This is a genomic window from Lentzea sp. CC55, assembly GCF_021056325.1.
GTDB lineage: Bacteria > Actinomycetota > Actinomycetes > Mycobacteriales > Pseudonocardiaceae > Lentzea > Lentzea jiangxiensis.
Genome location: NZ_JAJCXE010000046.1, coordinates 409,978 through 414,933, shown reverse-complemented (window position 1 = coordinate 414,933; position 4,956 = coordinate 409,978). Strand labels below are relative to the sequence as shown.

5 protein-coding genes, 1 rRNA gene and 1 pseudogene are annotated in these 4,956 nt (G+C 68.0%); 6 read left to right on the top strand and 1 reads right to left on the bottom strand.

Features of this window, described 5'->3' with window-relative positions; translation table 11 throughout:
- The first annotated feature begins 120 nt into the window (after nucleotides 1-120).
- From rrf to L6E10_RS31345, 3 genes are all read left to right on the top strand, one after another.
- A 5S ribosomal RNA gene (gene rrf / locus L6E10_RS31355) occupies nucleotides 121-237 on the top strand.
- A gap of 269 nt (nucleotides 238-506) precedes the next feature.
- Nucleotides 507-1,352, top strand: coding sequence for a helix-turn-helix transcriptional regulator (locus L6E10_RS31350; protein WP_236223745.1), 846 nt, complete (start codon nucleotides 507-509; stop codon nucleotides 1,350-1,352).
- Nucleotides 1,327-1,503 carry a DUF397 domain-containing protein gene (locus L6E10_RS31345; protein WP_090100395.1) on the top strand — a complete coding sequence of 59 codons (177 nt, stop codon included), beginning with the start codon at nucleotides 1,327-1,329 and terminating at the stop codon, nucleotides 1,501-1,503. Before L6E10_RS31350 ends, L6E10_RS31345 begins: the two co-directional genes overlap by 26 nt.
- On the opposite strand, the gene L6E10_RS31340 is transcribed toward L6E10_RS31345, so the two are convergent.
- On the bottom strand, nucleotides 1,488-1,910 hold the full coding sequence (locus L6E10_RS31340) for a type II toxin-antitoxin system PemK/MazF family toxin (RefSeq protein WP_236223766.1): 423 nt from the start codon (nucleotides 1,908-1,910) through the stop codon (nucleotides 1,488-1,490). The genes L6E10_RS31345 and L6E10_RS31340 overlap by 16 nt on opposite strands.
- A gap of 89 nt (nucleotides 1,911-1,999) precedes the next feature.
- Between L6E10_RS31340 and lepA the strand changes: the two genes are divergently transcribed.
- The 3 genes and pseudogenes from lepA to L6E10_RS31325 form a co-directional block, all read left to right on the top strand.
- Complete coding sequence (gene lepA / locus L6E10_RS31335; protein WP_236223744.1) at nucleotides 2,000-3,835, top strand: translation elongation factor 4; 1,836 nt, start codon at nucleotides 2,000-2,002, stop codon at nucleotides 3,833-3,835.
- 32 nt (nucleotides 3,836-3,867) lie between these two features.
- Complete coding sequence (locus L6E10_RS31330) at nucleotides 3,868-4,692, top strand: DUF72 domain-containing protein (protein ID WP_236223765.1); 825 nt, start codon at nucleotides 3,868-3,870, stop codon at nucleotides 4,690-4,692.
- Between the two features lie 67 nt (nucleotides 4,693-4,759).
- A pseudogene (locus L6E10_RS31325) lies at nucleotides 4,760-4,956 on the top strand (TPMT family class I SAM-dependent methyltransferase); the annotation flags it as partial.

Here is a 4,956-nt window from a genome sequence, read left to right as displayed (position 1 = left end):
GTACTAATAGGCCGAGGACTTGTTACGAAGACGCTACGCATCCACTGTGCGGTTCTGGAAGAACAACCAGAACCGATCGCGACCCTTGCGGGGTTGCTGGTTGAAACATTTCCATAGTGTTTCGGTGGTTATAGCGTTGGGGAAACACCCGGTCCCATTCCGAACCCGGTAGTTAAGCCCTTCTGCGCCGATGGTACTGCACTGGTTACGGTGTGGGAGAGTAGGTCGCCGCCGAACTTAATTTGCCCTGCGGGTTGAGCGCCACAAGCGCTCCCCGCAGGGCTTTTTCGTGTTCAGCGGGTCGGTGAACAGCGCTCGCAAGCGCACAGATGGGTCTGCACGCGCTTTACAGCATCGTTGAGGCAGGGCGCTGTGGAAGGCCGTGCCGGCCGAAGTCGACCCCGGCGTGCTAGGTGGCCGTGGGCCCCACACGGCTTCATAGGGCGCATTGTTTTCACCCGAATGAGCTTCTTCTTTGGAGCCCCTTCAAACCTTAGCTTCGGCCTATGACTGTGATCACGTCCACTGCGTACAGCCGGGAACTCGGCGACGAACTGCGACGGCTGCGGGAGACCTGCACCAACTTGGGTGGCCGTGCGATGGCCATCCGGCTGGGGTGGGATCCGAGCAAGGTGTCCAACATCGAACGGGGCAAGGCGCGGGCGAGCGAGATCGACCTCGTGCAGCTCCTGACCATGTGCGGCAAGGACATCGACTTCTTCGAGGACTTCCGGCGTCGGTACAGGAACGCCTTCGACGAGTACATCGTGCAGGTGTCCGGCAACCTGCGGACCCTGGCCTTCGCCGAGTCGACCGCGAAGAAGATCATCAGCTACGACCCGCTCGCGGTGCCTGGTCTCGTTCAGGTGCCTGAATACGCCGACGCCCTCTACCGGCTCGGTGGGTTCGTCGCGGAGGAGCGGATCCCGACGGTCGTCCAGTTCCGGGTCGATCGCCAGTCGATCCTGCGGCGGCACGACCGGCCGGAATGCCTGTTCTTCGTCCACGAGCTCGCGTTGCGGCAGCAGGTCGGCAACGAGCGGGTGATGGAGGAGCAATACGCCCGGCTGCTGTTCGAGGCGGACGTCATCAGGGTCGTACCCGCCCACGTCGTGGTGCCCTCGACCGGCCTTGTGCTGTGGGAGTACGAGAAGGCGTTGCCGGTGGCGTTCAGTGATACGGATGTTGCGAAGGTGTTCGTGCAGGACACGGGAGCCATCGCGCGCACTCGGTTGCTCTTCAACCACCTGGAGCAGGTTGCCTTGGATGCGGAACAATCGCGGAGCAAGCTGGCGGAGTACGTCGGCCGACCGCGAGGAGACTTCGATGCTCAGGGAACGCGTTTGGCGTAAGAGCAGCTACAGCGGCGCCACCGAGGACAGCAACTGCGTCGAGGTGTCGTTCGCCCGGGACGTGCTGGTGCGGGACTCCAAGAACGCGGACGCGGGCACGCTGACGTTCAGCGCGCCCGCGTGGCGTGCGTTCGTTCAGCGCCAGCCGTGACGGGCGCGTAGGGCGTCCACGACCTGGCCGAACGCGGCGGGTGCGAGCACGGCGCCCTCACGCCGGATGTCGTCGTCCGAGTCGAGGGCGAAGACGCGGTCCAGGCGCAGGTAGGAGGGCCGGCCCTCGCGGTCCCAGGCGCCGCCGCCCAGCTCCACGAAGTCGTCGCGCGGCTCCTTCGACGAGAGCATGAGCGCGATCAGGTCGCCGTTCGCGCGGCCCACGACGAGCAGCGGGCGGTCCTTGCCCCGGGAGGCGTCCTCCTCGAAGGGGACCCAGGCCCAGACGACCTCGCCGGGGTCGGCGTCGCCGTCCGACGAGGGCTCGTACTCGAGCTTCACGGCGTCGGCGGCGTCGAAGATCTCACGGACCGCGCCCCTGGCCGGGCGGGGGTCCTCACCGTTCATCAGCACGAACGCACCCTAGTGGTGCAGAGCACCCCGGCCACTATGGGACCATAAGGGGACACCCGTCCGATTTCCTGCTGAGGACCGCCTTGACCACGTTCGCCGACACGACCTTCACGCCTCCGGAGCTGATCCGGAACTTCTGCATCATCGCGCACATCGACCACGGCAAGTCCACGCTGGCCGACCGCATGCTGCAGCTCACCGGCGTGGTCGAAGCGCGGGCGATGCGCGCCCAGTACCTCGACCGCATGGACATCGAGCGGGAGCGCGGCATCACCATCAAGGCGCAGAACGTGCGCCTGCCGTGGCAGGTCAACGGGCAGGACCACGTCCTGCACATGATCGACACGCCTGGCCACGTCGACTTCACCTACGAGGTCTCGCGCGCGCTGGAGGCCTGCGAGGGCGCGATCCTGCTGGTCGACGCCGCGCAGGGCATCGAGGCGCAGACGCTCGCGAACCTGTACCTGGCGATGGAGAACGACCTCACCATCATCCCGGTGCTGAACAAGATCGACCTGCCCGCCGCGGACCCCGACAAGTACGCGAAGGAGATCGCGCACATCGTCGGCTGCGAGCCGGACGACGTGCTGCGGGTCTCCGCGAAGACCGGTCTCGGCGTCGAGGCGCTGCTCGACGAGGTCGTGAAGCTGGTCCCGCCGCCGGTCGGCGAGGCCGACGCGCCGGCCCGCGCGATGATCTTCGACTCGGTCTACGACACCTACCGTGGCGTCGTCACCTACATCCGCGTCGTGGACGGCAAGATCACGCCGCGCGAGCGCATCAAGATGATGTCGACCGGCGCGACCCACGAGATCCTCGAGGTCGGCATCGTCTCGCCCGAGCCCAAGCCGTCCCGTGGCCTCGGCGTCGGCGAGGTCGGCTACCTGATCACCGGCGTGAAGGACGTGCGCCAGTCGAAGGTCGGCGACACGGTGACGTCGGAGCGCAAGGGCGCCACGGAGCCGCTCGCCGGCTACCGCGAGCCCCGGCCGATGGTCTACTCGGGCCTGTACCCGGTCGACGGCTCCGACTACCCGGAGCTGCGCGAGGCGCTGGAGAAGCTGCAGCTCAACGACGCAGCGCTGACGTTCGAACCGGAGACGTCCGCGGCTCTCGGCTTCGGTTTCCGCTGCGGCTTCCTCGGCCTGCTGCACCTCGAGATCACCCGCGACCGCCTGGAGCGCGAGTACGGCCTCGACCTCATCTCCACGGCCCCGAACGTCGTCTACCGCGTGATCATGGAAGACGGCACCGAGCACGTCGTGACGAACCCGTCCGACTGGCCCGAGGGCAAGCGCGCCGAGGTGTACGAGCCCGTCACCAAGTGCACGATCATCGCGCCGTCGGACTACATCGGCGCGATCATGGAGCTCTGCCAGGCCAAGCGCGGCCAGCTCGGCGGCATGGACTACCTGTCCGAGGACCGGGTCGAGCTGCGCTACACGATGCCGCTCGGCGAGATCATCTTCGACTTCTTCGACTCGCTGAAGTCGCGCACCCGCGGCTACGCGTCGCTCGACTACGAAGAGTCCGGCGAGGCCGAGTCGGACCTGGTCAAGGTCGACATCCTGCTGCAGGGCGAGGCCGTCGACGCGTTCTCGGCGATCGTGCACAAGGACCACGCGTACGGCTACGGCACGCGCATGGCCAGCAAGCTGCGCGAGCTGATCCCGAGGCAGCAGTTCGAGGTGCCGATCCAGGCGGCCATCGGCTCGCGGGTGATCGCGCGCGAGACCATCCGCGCGATCCGCAAGGACGTTCTCGCCAAGTGCTACGGCGGTGACATCACCCGCAAGCGCAAGCTGCTCGAGAAGCAGAAGGAAGGCAAGAAGCGCATGAAGATGGTCGGCCGGGTCGAGGTGCCGCAGGAGGCCTTCGTCGCCGCGCTGTCCACCGAGGAGCCGAAGGGCAAGAAGTAGCCGCGGTGGCACGTCTCCATGTCGGCTGCGCCATGTGGAACCACAAGGCGTGGCTCGGGCGGTTCCTGCCGCAGTCGCACCCCGCCGGGGAGCGACTGCGGGCCTACGCGGGCTGGTGCAACGCCGTGGAGGGCAACACCACGTTCTACGCGACGCCCGCCAGGAAGACGGTCGAGACCTGGGCGCGGCAGACCGGCCCCGGCTTCCGGTTCGTGGTCAAGCTGCCCAAGGCCGTCACGCACCAGCGGCGCCTGGCCGGCGTCGAGGTCGAGATGCGGGCGTTCCTGGACGCGATCGAACCTCTCGGCGAGCGTGCGGTCCTGTGGACCCAGCTGCCCGGCTCGTTCGGCCCGGCGGAGGTCGATGCCCTGGGCCGCTTCCTGCGCAGGCTGCCCGCGGGCCTCCGGCGTGCCGTGGAGGTGCGCCACCCGCTGTTCTTCACCGACGGCGGAGCGACGTCGCTGCTGGAGGGGGCTCTTGCCGGCGCGGACGCCGAGTGGGTGCCGTTCGACACGACGGTCTTCTTCCAGAGCCCGCCGACCAGCGACGCCGAGCGGGAAGCGTGGGACAGGAAACCGCGGTTGCCGCGGCGAACGCGGGCGCTGACCGATCAACCGGTCGTGCGCTACCTGGGCCGGGACTCGGTCGAGGACACGGTCGAGGGGTGGCGGCCGTGGACCGAGGTGGTCGCCGCCTGGCTGCGGGAGGGCAGGTCGCCGACGGTGTTCCTGCACACCCCCGACAACGACGACGCGCCGGCGCTGGCCCGCCGGTTCCACGACGAGGTGCGAGCGCTGGTGCCCGGCCTCGAGGCGCTGCCCGAGCCCGAGCCGGTCGAGCCCGCGACCCTGTTCTGAGCACCGGCCTTTGCTGTTTCGGCAACGGAATTTGCCGATTCGGCACGGTCTGGCGCACCTTGGAACCATGACGACAGCGCAGGAGTTCTGGGAGTCCTTCTACTCGGAGCGGGACCAGGTCTGGTCCGGCAACCCCAACCCGTTGCTGGTGCGCGAGGCCGAACGGCTCGCGCCCGGCAGCGCGCTCGACCTCGGCTGCGCGGAGGGGGGTGACGCCGTGTGGCTCGCGAAGCGGGGCTGGCGGGTGCTGGGCGTCGACGTGTC